Genomic DNA, 16623 nt, shown 5'->3' with positions numbered 1-16623 from the left:
GAGGGTATACAATTGGAACAGCCGGTATTTAAGAGGGTAGTCCTTAAGGTTAGCGGAGAATCTCTCGCAGGTCAAAACGGATATGGCATTGACGCCGATACGATTATTTCCATCGCGGAGCAGGTCAAGGAAGTCGTTGAGCTAGGGGTTCAGGTTGCTATTGTGTGCGGTGGAGGCAATATCTGGCGTGGAATCGCAGGCAGTGCAAGCGGCATTGACCGGGCCACAGCCGACTATATGGGGATGCTGGCGACGGTGATGAACTCCCTTGCCTTGCAGGATGCCCTGGAGCAAATTGATGTGCCGACACGGGTCCAGACTTCGATCGCTATGCAGCAGATTGCTGAACCTTACATTCGCCGCCGTGCGATACGGCATTTGGAGAAGGGCCGTGTAGTTATTTTTGCTGCGGGTACGGGTAATCCGTTCTTCTCTACAGATACGACAGCAGCACTGCGGGCAGCTGAAATCGAAGCGGAAGTTATTCTTATGGCGAAGAACAAAGTGGATGGTGTATACTCCGCTGACCCGTTCAAAGACAGTACTGCCGTGAAATACGAGCAGCTTACGTATATGGAAGTGCTGAGCAAAAATCTTGGCGTTATGGATTCCACAGCTTCCTCTCTGTGCATGGATAATAATATACCGCTCATTGTGTTTGCTATTACAGAGCAAGGCAATATCAAACGTGTCGTTCTCGGTGAGAAGATCGGGACGATTGTTAAAGGGAGTGTAGATTAATGCCACAATCGGTGAAGAAAAATGCCGAAGAGCGTATGGAAAAAGCGATTTTATCACTAAAACGCGATTTGGCGACACTGCGGGCGGGACGCGCTTCGGCGTCACTTCTGGACCGCATTCAAGTGGAGTATTACGGTGCGCCTACCCCGATCAACCAGCTGGCCAATATCAGCACGCCGGATTCACGGACATTGCTGATTCAGCCTTGGGATAAAACTTCGATGTCCGATATCGAACGAGCGATCCTGAAATCGGATATCGGAATTACTCCGGCGAACGACGGAACGATTATCCGCCTATCCATCCCGCCGCTGACCGAAGAACGCCGCACTGAACTGGTGAAATTCACCAAGAAATTTGGTGAGGAAGCCAAGGTGGCTATCCGCAACATCCGCCGTGATGCCAATGATGACATCAAGAAGATGGAGAAGAACGGAATTTCGGAAGATGAATCCCACGGGCACCAGGAGGACATTCAGAAGTCAACGGATAAGTTCATAGCTGAAGTTGATAAAGTGCTCTTGGCCAAAGAAAAAGAGATTATGGAAGTATAATGGAATTCAAGAGACTTCAGGCCCCTCCGTTTATGGTGGGGTTTGTCTCTTTCTGATAAGAGCTTGGAGGAAACGGAAATGATCAAACGGATTCAAGCGTGGCTGAGCCGTAAAGACAGGCAGGAGCAGCCAGTCGAGATTTCACCGGATAACATCCCCCGGCACGTCGCAGTTATTATGGATGGGAATGGCCGCTGGGCTAAACGCCGCGGCTTGCCGCGAATCGTCGGGCACCAGAACGGGATGAAGGCAGTCAAACGTACCACGATTGCTGCGAATGATCTGGGAGTGGAGTTCTTGACCATGTACGCTTTCTCTACTGAGAACTGGAAACGGCCGAAGGAAGAAGTAGACTTTTTGATGCGTCTGCCAGTGGAGTTTTTGGCTCTGGAGCTGGATGAACTTATCGAAAAAAACGTGCAAGTGCGTGTGATGGGCGATACCGATGCCCTGCCCGCCCATACCCGCAAGGCGATGGAGGAGGCAGTGGAGCGGACCAAGCATAATACAGGACTTATATTAAATTTTGCGCTGAATTATGGCTCCCGTAAAGAAATCGAAGACTGCATGCGGGGATTGGGCCGGGATATTCAAGCGGGCTTACTGTCACCAGAGGATATTACTTCTGAACTGATAGACAACAGGCTGATGACCTCAGGTCTGCCTGATCCGGATCTTTTGATCCGTACGAGCGGAGAGATGCGTCTAAGCAACTTTATGCTCTGGCAGGTTGCCTATAGTGAGTTTTGGTTTACCGATGCCTACTGGCCGGAATTTGATAAAACGCATTTGCTGCAGGCTGTGGCGGAGTACCAGCGACGCACACGCCGTTATGGTGGACTGAAGTAGCCTGATGGGAGATGGGAACCTTTGAAGCAGCGATTGATTACCGGAATTGTTGCCGGAGCGGTGTTTTTGGGATTGTGCTTTTGGGGAGGCTGGCCGTACCAGCTGCTGCTTACAGCTATGGCGCTCATCGGCTATTATGAATTTGTGAAAATGACGGGCACTAGAGCCTTCGGCGGTACCGCCATGTTAGGTTATTTGTCCATAATGTGCTTTATGATCCCATGGGATTTAATGGGCGCTCGAGAATGGTTGTCTTGGGAACAAGGGATTTGGCTGCTGCTGCTGCTGTTCCTCTTGGTAACTGTATTCAGCAAGAACAAGCAGGATATTAAAATAACAGCTCTGATGTTTACTGGGATTGTATACATAGGAATGGGTTTTTCCTATATGGCGATTGCCCGCGGCGCAAGTGACGGGCATGGGGTGATCTGGACCTTCCTGCTGCTGTGCTGTATTTGGGGTAGTGATGCAGGTGCCTATTTTGTAGGCCGGAGCTTTGGCAGGAATAAGCTGTGGCCGGCAATCAGCCCCAACAAAACAGTAGAGGGGGCGCTTGGAGGCGTATTGATCTCCATTCTGATTGCCGCCTGCTTTGCCTTATTTATTCCTGATCTGCTGACTATTGGACGCGCACTGCTTATCGGGCTTTCATGTGCGGTTCTGGGTCAGCTTGGAGATCTTGTACAGTCAGCCTATAAACGGGTGTACGGTATTAAGGATTCAGGCTCGCTGCTGCCTGGTCATGGAGGGATTCTTGACCGCTGCGACAGCTGGATTATCGTATTTCCTTTCGTACATATCGTAATGCTTATGCCTTACTATTAACGACAGGGAGAAGGTTCTACTTTGAAAAAAATAAGTATTCTCGGCTCTACGGGTTCGATTGGCACGCAGACACTGGACGTGATTGCCATGCACCCGGATGCCTTCGAAGTGGACGGGCTCTCGGCAGGCAGCAATACAGCCCTGCTCCTGGAGCAGGTCCGGCGCTTCAAGCCGCGCCGTGTTTCTGTGTCCACGAAAGAGCTGGCCGAGGAGATCAGGTCCAGTCTTCCGCCAGGCGTTGAACTGTTCAGCGGAAACGAAGGAATGGTGGAGATTGCTGCCGGAGGCAATGCGGACACCGTTGTGACGGCTGTGATGGGCAGTGTAGGTCTGCGGTCAACGCTTGCGGCTATTGAAGCCGGACGTCATATTGGACTGGCCAATAAGGAGACGCTTGTAACAGCCGGACATCTGGTGACAGAGCTGGCTGAGCGCAAAGGCGTTCAACTGCTGCCGGTCGACAGCGAGCATTCCGCTATATTTCAATGTCTGAACGGTGAGAACCGTGAAGACATTGCCTGCATCACCCTTACAGCTTCAGGCGGCTCTTTCCGTGACTATACACGGGATCAGCTGAAGCATGTTACGGTTGCAGATGCGCTCCGCCATCCCAACTGGAGCATGGGGGCCAAAATCACGATTGATTCTGCCACCATGGTTAATAAAGGGCTGGAAGTCATTGAAGCGCACTGGCTGTTTGGCCTGCCGTACGAGAAGATTCAGGTGCTGCTGCATCCGGAGAGTATTATCCATTCCTACGTGGAGTTCCGGGACAGCAGTATTATTGCCCAGCTGGGCAACCCGGATATGCGGGTGCCTATCCAATATGCACTCACTTATCCGGACCGCTGGGCTTCACCGGCGAAACGGCTGTCTTTGGCAGAAGCTCAGCGCTTAACTTTCAGGGAAATGGATTATGCGCGTTTTCCGGCCTTGAAGCTTGCGATTGAGTGCGGCAAGGCCGGCGGAACAGCCACCACTGCGTTTAATGCTGCTAACGAAATCGCGGTTGCCCGCTTCCTGCGTGATGAAATTCCTTTTTTGCGGATTGAAGAGATTATTGAAGAAGTGCTTCAGCATCATGAACTGGAAGCTCATCCGAATCTGGAGCAAATTGAGGACTGTGACCGGGCAACCCGTGAGCTCGCGGGCAAGCTATAAAACCGTGAAAATCAAGGTTTAGACCAGAAATCTTTGCTTTACCCTGAAAAATAGGCTGGAGCTGGTGATTCTCTTGTGCAAGGTCTTGGAATAATGATAAATTAAGAGGACATACTTCGGTCTTACACCTAAAGGGGGAAAGTTACGCATGGAAATGGTAAGAGTCGTTTTTTTAACGGTGCTTATGTTCTTTGTACTGGTGACAGTACATGAGTGGGGGCATTATTATTTTGCCAAACGCGCCGGTATTCTCGTGCGGGAATTTGCTATCGGTTTCGGCCCGAAACTGTTTTCTTATAAACGCAATGAAACTCAGTTCACCCTTCGTCTGCTTCCCTTTGGGGGATATGCGCGGATGGCTGGTGAAGACCCGGAGATCATTGAGATTGGCCCTGGTCAGACCATAGCCGTAAGACTCGGACAAGATAACAAAGTCAAGAACATTTACCTGGATTCCCTCGATACGCGCAGAAATGTAATCCGTGGGGAAGCGCAGTATACAGATCTGGAGAATGAATTGAAAATCCGCCTTGATGTGGATGGGGAAGTAACTGTCTATGATGTTCATCCCCAAGCTATGCTGATCAAGGGTACCCAGCAGACACAGATTGCCCCCAAGGACCGCCAGTTTGGCAGCAAAACGGTGGGTCAGCGCGCAATAGCGATTTTTGCCGGACCGGTGATGAACTTTCTGCTGGCCTTTGTGCTATTCGCCATCCATCTGCAAATGGCCGGAATTAAGATTGAAAACCCTACGTATGTGAAGATTGGTGATGTAAGTGTGAACATGCCGGCAGAAGAAGCCGGACTGCAGAAGGGCGATATCGTCGTATCCATAAACGGGGAGAAAATTGGCGGGGATTATCAGAAGATGATTTCGCTGACGTCGGCGTCCAAAGGCAAGGAAATGCAGTGGACCCTTCAGCGCGGCGAAGAAACCTATAACGTATCTATGATTCCCCGCAGCATGGAGGGTGAAGAAGGCGGCAAAGTAGGGATTACCCCTGAACTGCCTACCCGTAAAGCCGGTTTTGGAGAGACGATAACCAAATCAGGCACAGCTATGGTGGATACCACCAAGCTGATCTTCATCGGATTCAAGCAGCTGATCAACAAGTTCAACATGGACGACATTTCCGGTCCTGTAGGCACATTCCAGATGACCGGCCAGATTGCGCAGCAGGGGATTCAATATCTGACCTATTGGGCGGCAATTCTTAGCCTGTACCTGGGAATATTCAATCTGCTGCCTATTCCGGCGCTGGACGGGAGCCGTCTCGTCTTCCTGGGTGTAGAGGCGCTGCGCGGCAAGCCGGTCGATCCAAGCCGGGAAGGCATGGTTCATTTCGTGGGCTTTGCCCTGCTGTTCCTCGTGATGATTGCCGTTACTTATAATGATATATTGCGCCTCATCAGCGGTTGATTTTTTTGTGGGCGAAATTAGGAGGATTTCAAGAAATGGCCAAAGATAAGCAGTTCGTTACGGAGATCACGCCGCAGGGCGAGGATTTCTCACGCTGGTATATTGATGTAATCAAAAAAGCGGATTTGATGGACTACTCTCCGGTCCGCGGCTGTATAGTGTTCAAACCGGACGGTTTTGAAATCTGGGAGCATATCCAGGAGGAAATGAACCGCCGCTTCAAGGAGACCGGGCACCGGAACGCTTATTTTCCAATGTTCATTCCGGAGAGCTTTTTCCAGAAGGAAAAGGATCATATTGAAGGCTTCAACCCCGAACTGCCTTGGGTAACGGAAGCGGGCGGGGATCAACTGGAAGAACGTCTGGCGATCCGTCCGACTTCGGAAACGATGATCGGCCATATGTATTCCAAATGGATTCAGTCTTACCGGGATCTGCCGGTCCTGATCAATCAATGGGCCAACGTAGTCCGCTGGGAGAAACGCACACTGCCTTTCATCCGCACGAGCGAGTTTCTCTGGCAGGAGGGCCACACCGCCCATGAAAATGAGACTGAAGCGCGAGAAGAAACGATGCAGATGCTGGAGATCTACCGTGATTTTGTAGAAGGCTATCTGGCGATACCGGTCATTACCGGCCAGAAGACGCCTTCGGAACGTTTTGCCGGTGCGGTAGATACGTATTCCATTGAAGCGATGATGAAAGATGGGCGTGCCGTGCAGGCGGGAACCTCGCATTATCTGGGCACCAAATTTGCGGTTGCGTTTGAAATCCAGTATCTGAGCCGGGACAACGTGCTTGAGTATGTACACACCACTTCCTGGGGGACAAGCACACGCCTGATCGGTTCGATGATTATGGTGCACGGTGATGACCGCGGGCTTGCACTGCCTCCAAAAGTTGCGCCTACTCAAGTCATTATGATTCCGATCGGCCCTCCCAAAACCCGTGACGCTGTCATTGGGCGTACGGATGAGCTGTTCAAAGAGCTCAAAAGTGCAGGCATCCGGGTGCGTGTGGACGACCGGGCAGATGTGACTCCGGGCTGGAAATTCAATGAGTACGAAATGCGCGGAGTGCCAGTCCGTCTGGAGCTGGGGCCGCGTGATATGGAGAACGGCGTTTGTGTGCTGGTCTCGCGGATCAGCGGAGAGAAGAAGGTTATTCAGCAGGAGAACCTGGTGGAAGAAGTGCAGGCGATGCTGGAGCAGGTGCATAACGAGATGTTCGAGCGCGCGCTGAAATTCCGCGAGGATCATTTTTATTCGGTAGATACGCTCGATGAAATGAAAGCTTCTATGGAAGAGAAACGCGGCTTTGCGCTGGCAGGCTGGTGCGGCTCCGAGGAATGCGAATCCAAGGTCAAGGAAGAAACCGGCGCAACCAGCCGCAACATTCCGTTTAACCCTGCGGAGAACAAGCAAGTCTGCATTTGCTGCGGCAAGCCGGCAGAGCATACGGTTGTTTTTGCCAAAGCCTATTAATTTGCTTCTGTATTGTTTATGATTATGATTCAAGCGCGTAAATCTAGCTTCTGGTGAGAGGAGTCGGCGGGCCGAAAGAACCCAAAGCTTTTTGACCCGGAAGCTTTTTACAATCTGATTTTTTATTTTATTCCGGGATTGGGCATTTTTATCATTGCGTAAGTTAGGTGGGGGAAGCATGGAACAGAACGTGGAGAGAAGAAAGCGGTTCGAGCTTTTGATGAAGCAGGGAGAAATTCCGCCCGCAATCATTGATCCCTACTTCTTGGACGGACACATTGAACGTGTGGAGATCAGCCGCGGCAATCATGATTGGCATATTGTTATTGTCAAAGAAAGTTTGGTTCCGGCCCAGACGTACCGGACCTTTGTACTCAGAATGCGTGAGAAGCTGCAGCATATTGCCAAAGTCAGCTTTTTGTTCCTATATGATGAAAAAATCAGCAGAGCGGAGCTTGTGCAGGAATATTGGGGGCTTTTTCTGGAATGGGTGCAGCGGGAGATTCCTTCTGTGAATGGCTGGCTGACGCGTTCCACTCAAGAACTGCAGAAAGGTACGCTGGTGCTGAGCCTGAACGATTCCATGTCGCTCGAATTGGCCCGCAAAAAAGGCATCGAAGGCGCGATTGTGAAATTTTACGATAAATTTTTCGGCCTCTCCCTGAAGGTTAAGCTGCAGATTGCCGAGAATGAGAGCAAAGCGGATGCCTATGAGGAATTCCAGCAGAAGCTGCAGCAGGAGCAACGGGAGCTGGTGGAAATGATGATGATGGCCAGCGAGCCGGACGAGCCTGAAGACGAAGGGGATCCGAACGAAGTGATCAAGCTCCAGGTAGGATATGAGATCAAGGAGCAGGCTGTACCGATCATTGAAATCCAGGATGAAGAAAAGAAAATCACCATCCAGGGAACCATCTTCGGCCTTGAGAGCAAAGAGCTGCGCAACGGCAATACGCTGTTCACTTTCTGCATCACGGACTTTACGGATTCGCTGCAAATCAAAATGTTTGCCAAGACGAAGGAAGATTTGAAGATCATGGGCCAACTGGCGAACGGCAAGTGGGTCAGAGCACGCGGCAAAGTGGAATACGACCGTTTTATGCAGATTCCCGAGCTGGTCATGATTCCTTCAGATTTGTGCGAGGTGCAGGCGCCTCCTGCCCGTAAAGATCTGGCTCCAGTGAAACGGGTAGAATTCCATCTGCATACGACAATGAGCACGATGGATGCGGTCGCACCCATTGATGCCTATGTCAAAACAGCCGCAAAATGGGGGCATCCGGCGATTGCCGTCTCGGATCACGGTGTCGTCCAGAGTTTCCCGGATGCAGATCACGCTGCCCACAAGCACAAAATCAAAATGCTCTACGGCGTGGAAGCCAATGTCGTTAATGATTCGGTGAATATTGTCGAGAATCCGCAGCCGCTTGACCTGAAGAAAGCTACTTATGTTGTGTTCGATATCGAGACCACCGGTTTGTCGATTACGCGCAATAATATTACAGAGCTGGCGGCTGTCAAAATGTGTGAAGGCAAGGAGCTGGACCGTTATACGACATTCGTCAATCCGCATGAAAAAATCCCGTACCATATTCAGCAGCTGACCAACATCACCGATGAAATGGTGAAGGATGCCCCGGATCTGGAGCCTGTGCTGGAGGAGTTCGTGGAGTTTGTCGGGGACAGCGTCCTGGTCGCCCACAATGCCAGATTTGATATGGGGTTTATCCAGGCATCACTGACAAAGCTGGGCAAGCCGGTATTGCCGAACCCCTCGCTGGATACTCTGGAGCTGGCCCGTCTCTTGTTCCCGAGCATGAAGAACCACCGGCTGAACACATTGGCGGATAAATATAAAGTTCTGCTGGAGAGCCATCACCGTGCGGTGGATGATACCGTGGCACTGGGGGGCATTTTGAACGGCTTGCTGGCTGACGCGGAAAAGCTGAAGAACATCACCCGTCTGGAGCGGCTGAATGATTATGTCGGCAACGATCTCTCCAATGTCCGGCCGTTCCACTGCGGTATATATGCACTTAATCCGGCCGGCAAAAAGAATCTGTATAAGCTGATTTCTATGTCACATACGGAGTATTACAAGCGCGTGCCTTGCATTCCAAAATCCAAGCTTGAAGAGCACAGGGACGGCTTGCTGGTGATTTCCGGGTGTGAACGGGGAGAGTTTTTTGAAGCGGTGCTGAACAAGACCACAGAAGAAGCGATGGAAGTCGCGCAATTTTACGATGTGCTTGAGATCCAGCCGCTGACGATGTACATGCACCTGGTGGACAAGGGTTTTGTGGCCAGTCCAGAGGATTTGCGGGATGTTGTGCGCAAAATCTGTGAGATTGGCGAACAGATGAACAAGCCGGTTATTGCCACCGGAAATGTACATTATCTGGAGCCGCGGGACAAGCTGTTCCGCGATATTACGATTCATGGCATCACCGGCTTCAGCCCGCTGAAGGACCAGCGAAAGCCGGACGCCCATTTCCGCACAACGGATGAGATGCTGGCTGAATTTGAATTCCTCGGTGCGGAAAAAGCGCTGGAGGTTGTTGTCACTAACACTGTAGCGCTGGCTGAGCGTTTTGAGGAATATCCGCTTTTCCCGAGCGAGCTGTTCACACCTATTATTGAAGGTGCCGACGAAGAAATCCGCAATACCTGCTACAACACGGCAAAATCAATCTATGGGGAAGAGCTGCCTGAGGTCGTCGTTGCCCGGCTCGAAAAAGAACTTGCCCCGATTATCAAATACGGCTTCTCTGCCAACTATCTGATCTCGGAGCGGCTGGTAAAAAAATCGAATCAGGACGGCTATCTGGTAGGCTCCCGTGGTTCCGTAGGATCATCAGTAGTAGCAACCTTCCTTGGGATCTCTGAGGTAAATCCGCTGCCGGCCCATTATATCTGCGTTAATCCGGAGTGCCGGCACAGCGAGTGGTTCCTTGACGGCAGTGTGCCGAGCGGCTTCGACCTCCCGGACAAGGATTGCCCGAACTGTGGAGGCAAGCTTAGAGGTGAAGGGCAGGATATTCCTTTTGAAACCTTCCTCGGGTTCAAGGGAGATAAGGTTCCCGATATCGATCTTAACTTTTCGGGTGAATATCAGCCGAATGCCCATAATTTCACCAAGACCATGTTTGGACCGGACAATGTTTTCCGGGCAGGTACGATCGGTACAGTAGCCGAAAAAACTGCCTTCGGCTTCACGAAAAAATACGAGGAGCATCATCAGAAGCGCTGGCGCGGAGCCGAGGTCGGGCGTCTGGCGGCAGGCTGCACAGGGGTGAAACGGAGTACAGGCCAGCATCCCGGCGGGATCGTCGTTTTGCCGGATTATATGGAGATCGAAGATATTACGCCGGTGCAGTACCCTGCGGATGACGTCACTGCCGAATGGAAGACAACCCATTTCGATTACCACGCGTTCGATGCGAACCTGCTGAAGCTCGATATTCTGGGACACGATGATCCGACCATGATGCGTATGCTTCAGGATTTGACGGGCGTTGATCCGACGACCATTCCGATGAATGATCCCAAGGTGATGAGCATGTTCAATTCCACGGAGGCGCTTGGAGTCAGTCCGGACCAGATCCGTACACCGGTAGCCACGTATGGAGTGCCGGAGATGGGGACCAAGTTTGTCCGGCAGATGCTGGTAGAGTCGAAGCCGTCAAGCTTTGCCGACCTGCTGCAGATCTCCGGACTGTCCCACGGAACAGGGGTGTGGCTGGGGAACGCCCAGGAGCTTATCAAGAACAACACCTGCAACATCAAGACGGTTATCGGCTGCCGCGATGATATCATGCTCTACCTGATCTACAAGGCGGGAATGGATGCAGGCCTGGCCTTCAAAATTACTGAGAGTGTCCGTAAGGGCAAGGGCTTGTCCGCCGAATGGATCGAGGAAATGAAGAAATGCAAGGTTCCGGGATGGTATATTGATTCCTGTCTGAAGATTCAGTACATGTTCCCGAAGGCGCATGCTGCCGCCTATGTTATTTCCGCAGTACGAACTGCTTATTTCAAGCTGTATCATCCTATTGAATATTATGCGACCTATTTTTCGGTCCGGGCGGCTGATTTTGACATTGAATTATGCTGCAAAGGCTATGAGGCGATCGGCCGGCAAATCGTAGAAATTGAGCAGAAAGGCTTCCAGGCGCTGCCGAAGGAAAAAGCGATGCTGCCTGTGCTGGAAATGGCCCTGGAGATGACCGCTCGCGGCTTCACCTTCAAGAATATCGATTTGTACCGTTCCGACGCCACCAAATTTACCGTCGACGGCACCAGCCTGATTCCTCCGTTCTCTTCTCTGGCGGGAATCGGAGAGAATGCCGCCATTAATATCGCTGCCGCCAAGGATGCGGGAGAGTTTCTGTCCATTGAAGATTTCCAGCAGAAATCAAAGGCGAGCAAAACGGTTGTCGAACTGCTGAACGGCATGGGCTGCTTCCGCGGATTGCCGGAGAGCAACCAGCTTTCACTGTTCTAAACACCCCCACAAAGTGGAGTTGAACCCCCTTTTTATGCCCTGCCGAATGAGGCAGTCAAGGGCCGGCACTTGTCAGTGATGATGCACTATGGTATAATTTTTTTGGTAATAATGAGATAAGTCCGTTGTGTAAAGAGTGGGGAAACCCACTCTTTATCTTTGGTATATAGCAAAAGACAAGTTCGTGGAGGTTATTTTCTTTTGAGCACACCCAAATCCAAAATTAAACAAACGGTAGAGCAGATGCTCGGGCCCTATCTCGAGGACAATGGTTTCGAACTGGTGGACGTTGAATATGTGAAGGAAGGCTCCAACTGGTTTTTGCGCATATTCGTGGACAAGGAAGGCGGCATTGATATTGATGACTGCGGTACCATCAGCGAATATTTCAGCCAGAAGCTGGATGAGAATGATCCTATACCTGAGGCGTATTTCCTTGAGGTTTCCTCGCCGGGTGCTGAACGTCCGCTCAAAAAAGCTGCGGATGTTGCCAAAGCGGTTGGCAAGGACGTCTATGTAACGGTATATGAACCGATTCAAGGACTTAAGGAATTCGAAGGTCGTTTGCTTTCGTTCGAGAACGAGGAACTGCTCATCTCCGCGGGCAAAAAAGAACATGTTGTACCGTACGCCAAAGTCGCCAGTGCGAGATTGGCCATTATTTTTTAACGTCTTGAAAGGGGGACCGGAATTTCATGAGTATGGATTTTATCGAAGCTATGAATGAACTGGAAAGAGAGAAGGGCATCAGCAAGGATGTGTTGTTCGAAGCCATTGAAGCTGCGCTGATCTCAAGCTATAAACGCAACTTCAATGCCGCGCAGAATGTGCGTGTGGACATGAACCGCAACACAGGCGTAATCAAGGTGTTCGCCCGCAAGCTGATTGTCGAGGAAGTGCTGGATACCCGCACCGAAATCTCGCTGATGTCCGCGCGTGAGATCAACCCGCATTTCCAGCTGGAGGATATCGCCGAGCTTGAAGTAACACCGCGTGATTTCGGCCGCATTGCCGCTCAGACGGCCAAGCAGGTCGTGACCCAGCGCATTCGTGAAGCGGAGCGCGGACTGATTTATAATGCTTTTATCGACAAGGAAGATGACATTGTTACCGGCCTAGTGCAGCGTCAGGATATGCGCAACATCTATGTGGACCTTGGCAAAATCGAAGCGGTGCTGCCGCTCAGCGAACTGATGCCGGGTGAGAAATTCAAGCAAAGCGAACGTATCAAGGCCTATATCACCAAGGTTGAGAACACGACCAAAGGGCCGCAGATCATGCTGTCCCGCAGTCATCCCGGACTCTTGAAACGCCTGTTCGAGCTTGAGGTTCCGGAAATTTTTGACGGTGTCGTCGAAATTCGTTCCGTAGCCCGCGAAGCCGGATTCCGTTCCAAGATTGCCGTCTTCTCGCGCAACCCGGAAGTGGACCCGGTTGGTTCATGCGTAGGTCCTAGAGGCACGCGTGTTCAGACGATCGTCACTGAGCTTCGCGGCGAGAAAATTGATATCGTCCGTTATTCCGATACGGTTCAGGAGTATGTGGCTAACGCGCTTAGCCCGTCCAAGGTGCTTGAGGTTCAGGTCTTTGAAGCGGAGAAAATGGCCCGTGTCATTGTTCCTGACTATCAATTGTCGCTGGCCATCGGCATTAAAGGGCAGAATGCCCGCCTTGCCGCCAAGCTGACCGGCTGGAAAATTGATATCAAGAGCGAAAGCCAGGCAGAGCAGGAATACGGCAGACCAAGAACTTCTAATGATGAAATGCATCAGGATTCCGTCTCCATTGACTAATCAACCTGCTCTATTTTAGAGGGGAGGCGATTGACATGAAACAGCGTAAGGTGCCGATGCGCAAATGCGTTGCCAGCCAGGAGATGATGCCCAAAAAAGAGCTGATTCGAGTGGTGAGAACGCCGGAGGGCGAAGTGCTGATTGACCTGACGGGCAAAAAGTCGGGCCGCGGCGCTTATATATGCGGCAAACTGGAATGTTTTAAGCTGGCACAAAAGAACAAGGCGCTTGACCGTGCACTCAAATGTCAAGTGAGTCCGGAAATTTATGCCCAGCTTGCCCGGGATTTTGCATCCGTGGAGGAGCAGTTTCTGGCAGCGAAGGATAGTGAGGACAATGAGTAAGGCACTTTCTTATTTAGGGCTCGCCATGAGAGCGGGCAAGATTGTCACCGGCGACGAAGCTGTGCTGAAAGCGGTACGGTCTTCGGAGGCGAAGCTGGTCGTCCTGGCGGGTGACGCTTCAGAAAATACTCAGAAAAAGTTCCGTGACAAGTGCGGAACCTACGATATTCCACTAGTAATCGCATTTCACCGGGATGAGCTCGGTGCAAGTATTGGTAAAGACCAGCGCGTAGTGCTGGCCGTTACGGATAAAGGATTCGCGGAAATGATCTCCAGAGTGCTGGGAGATACTGTCGGAGGTGGAGTTATTGACTAAAGAAGACAATAAGGATAAGCTGCGCGTGTATGAATACGCGAAATCGCTCAACATGAGCAGTAAAGAAATTATTACAATTCTGAAGCGTTTGAATGTCCCTGTGAATAATCATATGAGTGTCATGGAGAATGGCTCCGTGAGCAAAGTGGAACAGTTCTTCAAGGATATCAAGTCAAATGCTGCAGCCAAGCGGGATAGCGGAACCAGCAGCCGTCCGGCATCTGCCGGAACGGTAACCGCTGAACCCCAGAGCGCTCAGAATGCCAACAAAAATCAACCGGAAAAGCAGGTAGGTATGAACAGTAACCAAAACAACAACCAATCGACGACGTCCCCAAGGCCCCAAAGCGGACAAGATTCCCGCAGAGCAACATCAGGTTCAACACAAAATTCACGTCCGCACAGCAGCACAGGCGGCAACCGCCCGCAAGGCAGCACAAGCGGCAGCCGTTCACAAGGCAGCTCCAATAACGGCCGTCCTCAGGGCAATTCCACAGGCGGCAACCGTCCGCAAGGCAATTCCGCGGGCAACCGTTCACAAGGCAGCACAAGCGGCAGCCGTCCGCAAGGCAGCTCTACGGGCAGCCGCCCGCAAGGCCAAGGCGGCGGTGCGCCGCGTACGGGCGACCGTCCACAGGGTCAAGGCGGAGCACGTACAGCTGACAGCCGTCCACAAGGCCAAGGCGGCGGTGATTTCTCCCGCGGCGGCGACAGAGGACCCAAGAAGAACACAACCGGCGGCAGACCGAATAACAACAGCGGTCAAAAACGTTTTGAAGACGGCAAAGGCGGCAATTTCCGCGGCCGGGGCGGTAAAAACAACCGTGGCCGGAACAATCAGCCGGTGGAACGCCGTGAGAAGATTGACAACACGCCTAAGAAAATCATTGTCCGCGGCAGCATGACTGTGGGCGAGACTGCCAAACTGCTCCATAAGGATGCTTCTGAAGTCATCAAGAAGCTGATTTCCATGGGGGTTATGGCTACAATTAACCAGGAGCTTGACATTGATACGATTCTGCTGCTCTCCAGCGAATTCGGAGTGGAAGTAGAAGTGAAGATTCCAGTGGATGAAGACAGCTTCGAGACCATGGAAGAGAACGATTCCGAAGAGGATCTGCAGACTCGTCCGCCGGTCGTAACCATCATGGGTCACGTTGACCATGGTAAAACGACCTTGCTGGATGCCATTCGCTCTACGAATGTAACCGGCGGAGAAGCTGGCGGGATTACCCAGCATATCGGTGCTTATCAAGTCGAAATCAACCATAAAAAAATCACGTTCCTCGATACACCAGGCCACGAAGCGTTTACCGCGATGCGTGCCCGTGGTGCCCAGGTAACGGATATGACCATTATCGTAGTCGCTGCCGATGACGGTGTAATGCCGCAGACGGTGGAAGCAATCAACCATGCCAAGGCTGCAGGCCTGCCGATCATTGTTGCTGTCAACAAGATTGACAAACCGGGTGCAGACCCTGACCGGGTGAAGCAGGAGCTTACCAACTATGAGCTGGTGCCGGAAGAGTGGGGCGGAGACACCATCTTCGTCAACCTGTCTGCCAAGCAGCGCATCAACCTTGAAGAGCTGCTGGAAATGATTCTGCTCGTTGCTGAAGTGAATGAGTACAAAGCTAACCCTGACAAACGGGCGCGCGGTACTGTCATTGAAGCAGAGCTTGATAAGAATCGTGGACCGGTTGCCCGGATTCTCGTGCAGAATGGTACCCTGAAAGTCGGCGACGCCTTTGTAGCAGGGAACTGCTTCGGACGCGTGCGCGCCATGGTGAATGACAAAGGACGCAAGATCAAGGAAGCAGGTCCTTCCACACCGGTGGAAATCACGGGTCTGACTGAAGTTCCGCAAGCCGGCGATCCGTTCATGGCGTTTGAAGATGAGCGTAAAGCCCGTGCGATTGCAGACAGACGTTCCACGTCGCAGCGCCAGTCTGAGCTGAATACGAACACCCGGGTAACCCTGGATGATCTGTTCAAGCACATCAAGGAAGGCGAGATCAAAGACCTGAACGTAATAATCAAAGGTGACGTGCAGGGTTCGGTTGAGGCGCTCAAAGGCTCTTTGGCCAAAATTGAAGTTGAAGGCGTGCGTGTGAAGATTATCCATAGTGGTGCGGGTGCGATTACAGAATCCGACATTACGCTGGCGGCAGCTTCCAATGCGATCGTAATCGGCTTCAACGTGCGTCCGGATGCGCAGACCAAAGCTGCAGCAGAGCAGGAAAAAGTGGATGTCCGTCTGCACAACATCATATACAATGTCATCGAAGAAATTGAAAGTGCCATGAAAGGCATGCTTGATCCCGTCTACAAAGAGAACATTATCGGCCATGCCGAAGTGCGCAACGTCTTCAAAATCAGCAAAGTGGGGACCATTGCAGGTTGTATGGTTACTTCCGGCAAAATTACCCGCAATGCCGAAATGCGCCTGATCCGCAGCGGTATTGTAGTCTTCCAAGGCAAGATCGACACCTTGAAACGTTTCAAAGATGATGCCAAAGAAGTGGCACAGGGTTATGAATGTGGCATAACTTTGGAACGCTATAATGATGTCGTCGAAGGCGACATTATCGAAGCGTTTATCATGGAGACGGTTGAGCGCTAAGCGAAG

12 protein-coding genes and 1 pseudogene are annotated in these 16623 nt (G+C 51.6%); all 13 read left to right on the top strand.

The genetic code is table 11. The features are described from left to right. Positions 1-12: 12 nt before the first annotated feature. The 13 genes and pseudogenes from pyrH (at position 13) to infB (ending at position 16617) form a co-directional block, all read left to right on the top strand. Complete coding sequence (gene pyrH / locus JI735_RS27960) at positions 13-741, top strand: UMP kinase (protein WP_039836586.1); 729 nt, start codon at positions 13-15, stop codon at positions 739-741. Continuing rightward, positions 741-1295: a ribosome recycling factor gene (frr, locus tag JI735_RS27955; RefSeq protein ID WP_020434090.1), complete on the top strand. Its 555-nt coding sequence runs from the start codon at positions 741-743 to the stop codon at positions 1293-1295. Before pyrH ends, frr begins: the two co-directional genes overlap by 1 nt. A 78-nt stretch (positions 1296-1373) precedes the next feature. Then, positions 1374-2144 carry an undecaprenyl pyrophosphate synthase gene (locus JI735_RS27950; RefSeq protein ID WP_039836587.1) on the top strand — a complete coding sequence of 257 codons (771 nt, stop codon included), beginning with the start codon at positions 1374-1376 and terminating at the stop codon, positions 2142-2144. A 21-nt stretch (positions 2145-2165) separates the two neighbouring features. Further along, positions 2166-2969: a phosphatidate cytidylyltransferase gene (locus JI735_RS27945; protein ID WP_039836588.1), complete on the top strand. Its 804-nt coding sequence runs from the start codon at positions 2166-2168 to the stop codon at positions 2967-2969. 21 nt (positions 2970-2990) lie between these two features. Then, positions 2991-4130, top strand: a complete 1140-nt coding sequence (locus JI735_RS27940) for a 1-deoxy-D-xylulose-5-phosphate reductoisomerase (protein ID WP_039836590.1) — start codon at positions 2991-2993, stop codon at positions 4128-4130. A gap of 148 nt (positions 4131-4278) precedes the next feature. Beyond that, positions 4279-5553 (top strand): RIP metalloprotease RseP, encoded by a 1275-nt coding sequence (gene rseP / locus JI735_RS27935; RefSeq protein ID WP_039836592.1) that lies wholly within the window; start codon positions 4279-4281, stop codon positions 5551-5553. A 35-nt stretch (positions 5554-5588) separates the two neighbouring features. Continuing rightward, positions 5589-7037 carry a proline--tRNA ligase gene (gene proS, locus JI735_RS27930; RefSeq protein ID WP_039836593.1) on the top strand — a complete coding sequence of 483 codons (1449 nt, stop codon included), beginning with the start codon at positions 5589-5591 and terminating at the stop codon, positions 7035-7037. Between the two features lie 178 nt (positions 7038-7215). Further along, complete coding sequence (locus JI735_RS27925) at positions 7216-11541, top strand: PolC-type DNA polymerase III (protein ID WP_039836594.1); 4326 nt, start codon at positions 7216-7218, stop codon at positions 11539-11541. Between the two features lie 201 nt (positions 11542-11742). Further along, on the top strand, positions 11743-12210 hold the full coding sequence (gene rimP, locus JI735_RS27920) for a ribosome maturation factor RimP (protein WP_020434082.1): 468 nt from the start codon (positions 11743-11745) through the stop codon (positions 12208-12210). Between the two features lie 26 nt (positions 12211-12236). Next, the gene (nusA, locus tag JI735_RS27915) at positions 12237-13334 is read left to right on the top strand and encodes a transcription termination factor NusA (protein ID WP_039836595.1); all 1098 of its coding nucleotides are present in this window, start codon (positions 12237-12239) and stop codon (positions 13332-13334) included. 35 nt (positions 13335-13369) lie between these two features. Next, positions 13370-13678, top strand: coding sequence for an RNase P modulator RnpM (gene rnpM, locus JI735_RS27910; protein WP_020434080.1), 309 nt, complete (start codon positions 13370-13372; stop codon positions 13676-13678). Next, positions 13671-13989, top strand: a pseudogene (locus tag JI735_RS27905) (YlxQ family RNA-binding protein); the annotation flags it as partial. The gene rnpM and the pseudogene JI735_RS27905, both read left to right, overlap by 8 nt. After that, entirely contained in the window at positions 13987-16617 is a 2631-nt protein-coding gene (gene infB, locus JI735_RS27900; protein WP_202676643.1) for a translation initiation factor IF-2, read from the top strand. The pseudogene JI735_RS27905 and the gene infB, both read left to right, overlap by 3 nt. Positions 16618-16623 lie beyond the last annotated feature (6 nt).

The sequence above is a fragment of the Paenibacillus sonchi genome (assembly GCF_016772475.1).
Classification (GTDB): domain Bacteria; phylum Bacillota; class Bacilli; order Paenibacillales; family Paenibacillaceae; genus Paenibacillus_AQ; species Paenibacillus_AQ sonchi.
This window is presented reverse-complemented; position numbering and strand designations above follow the sequence as displayed.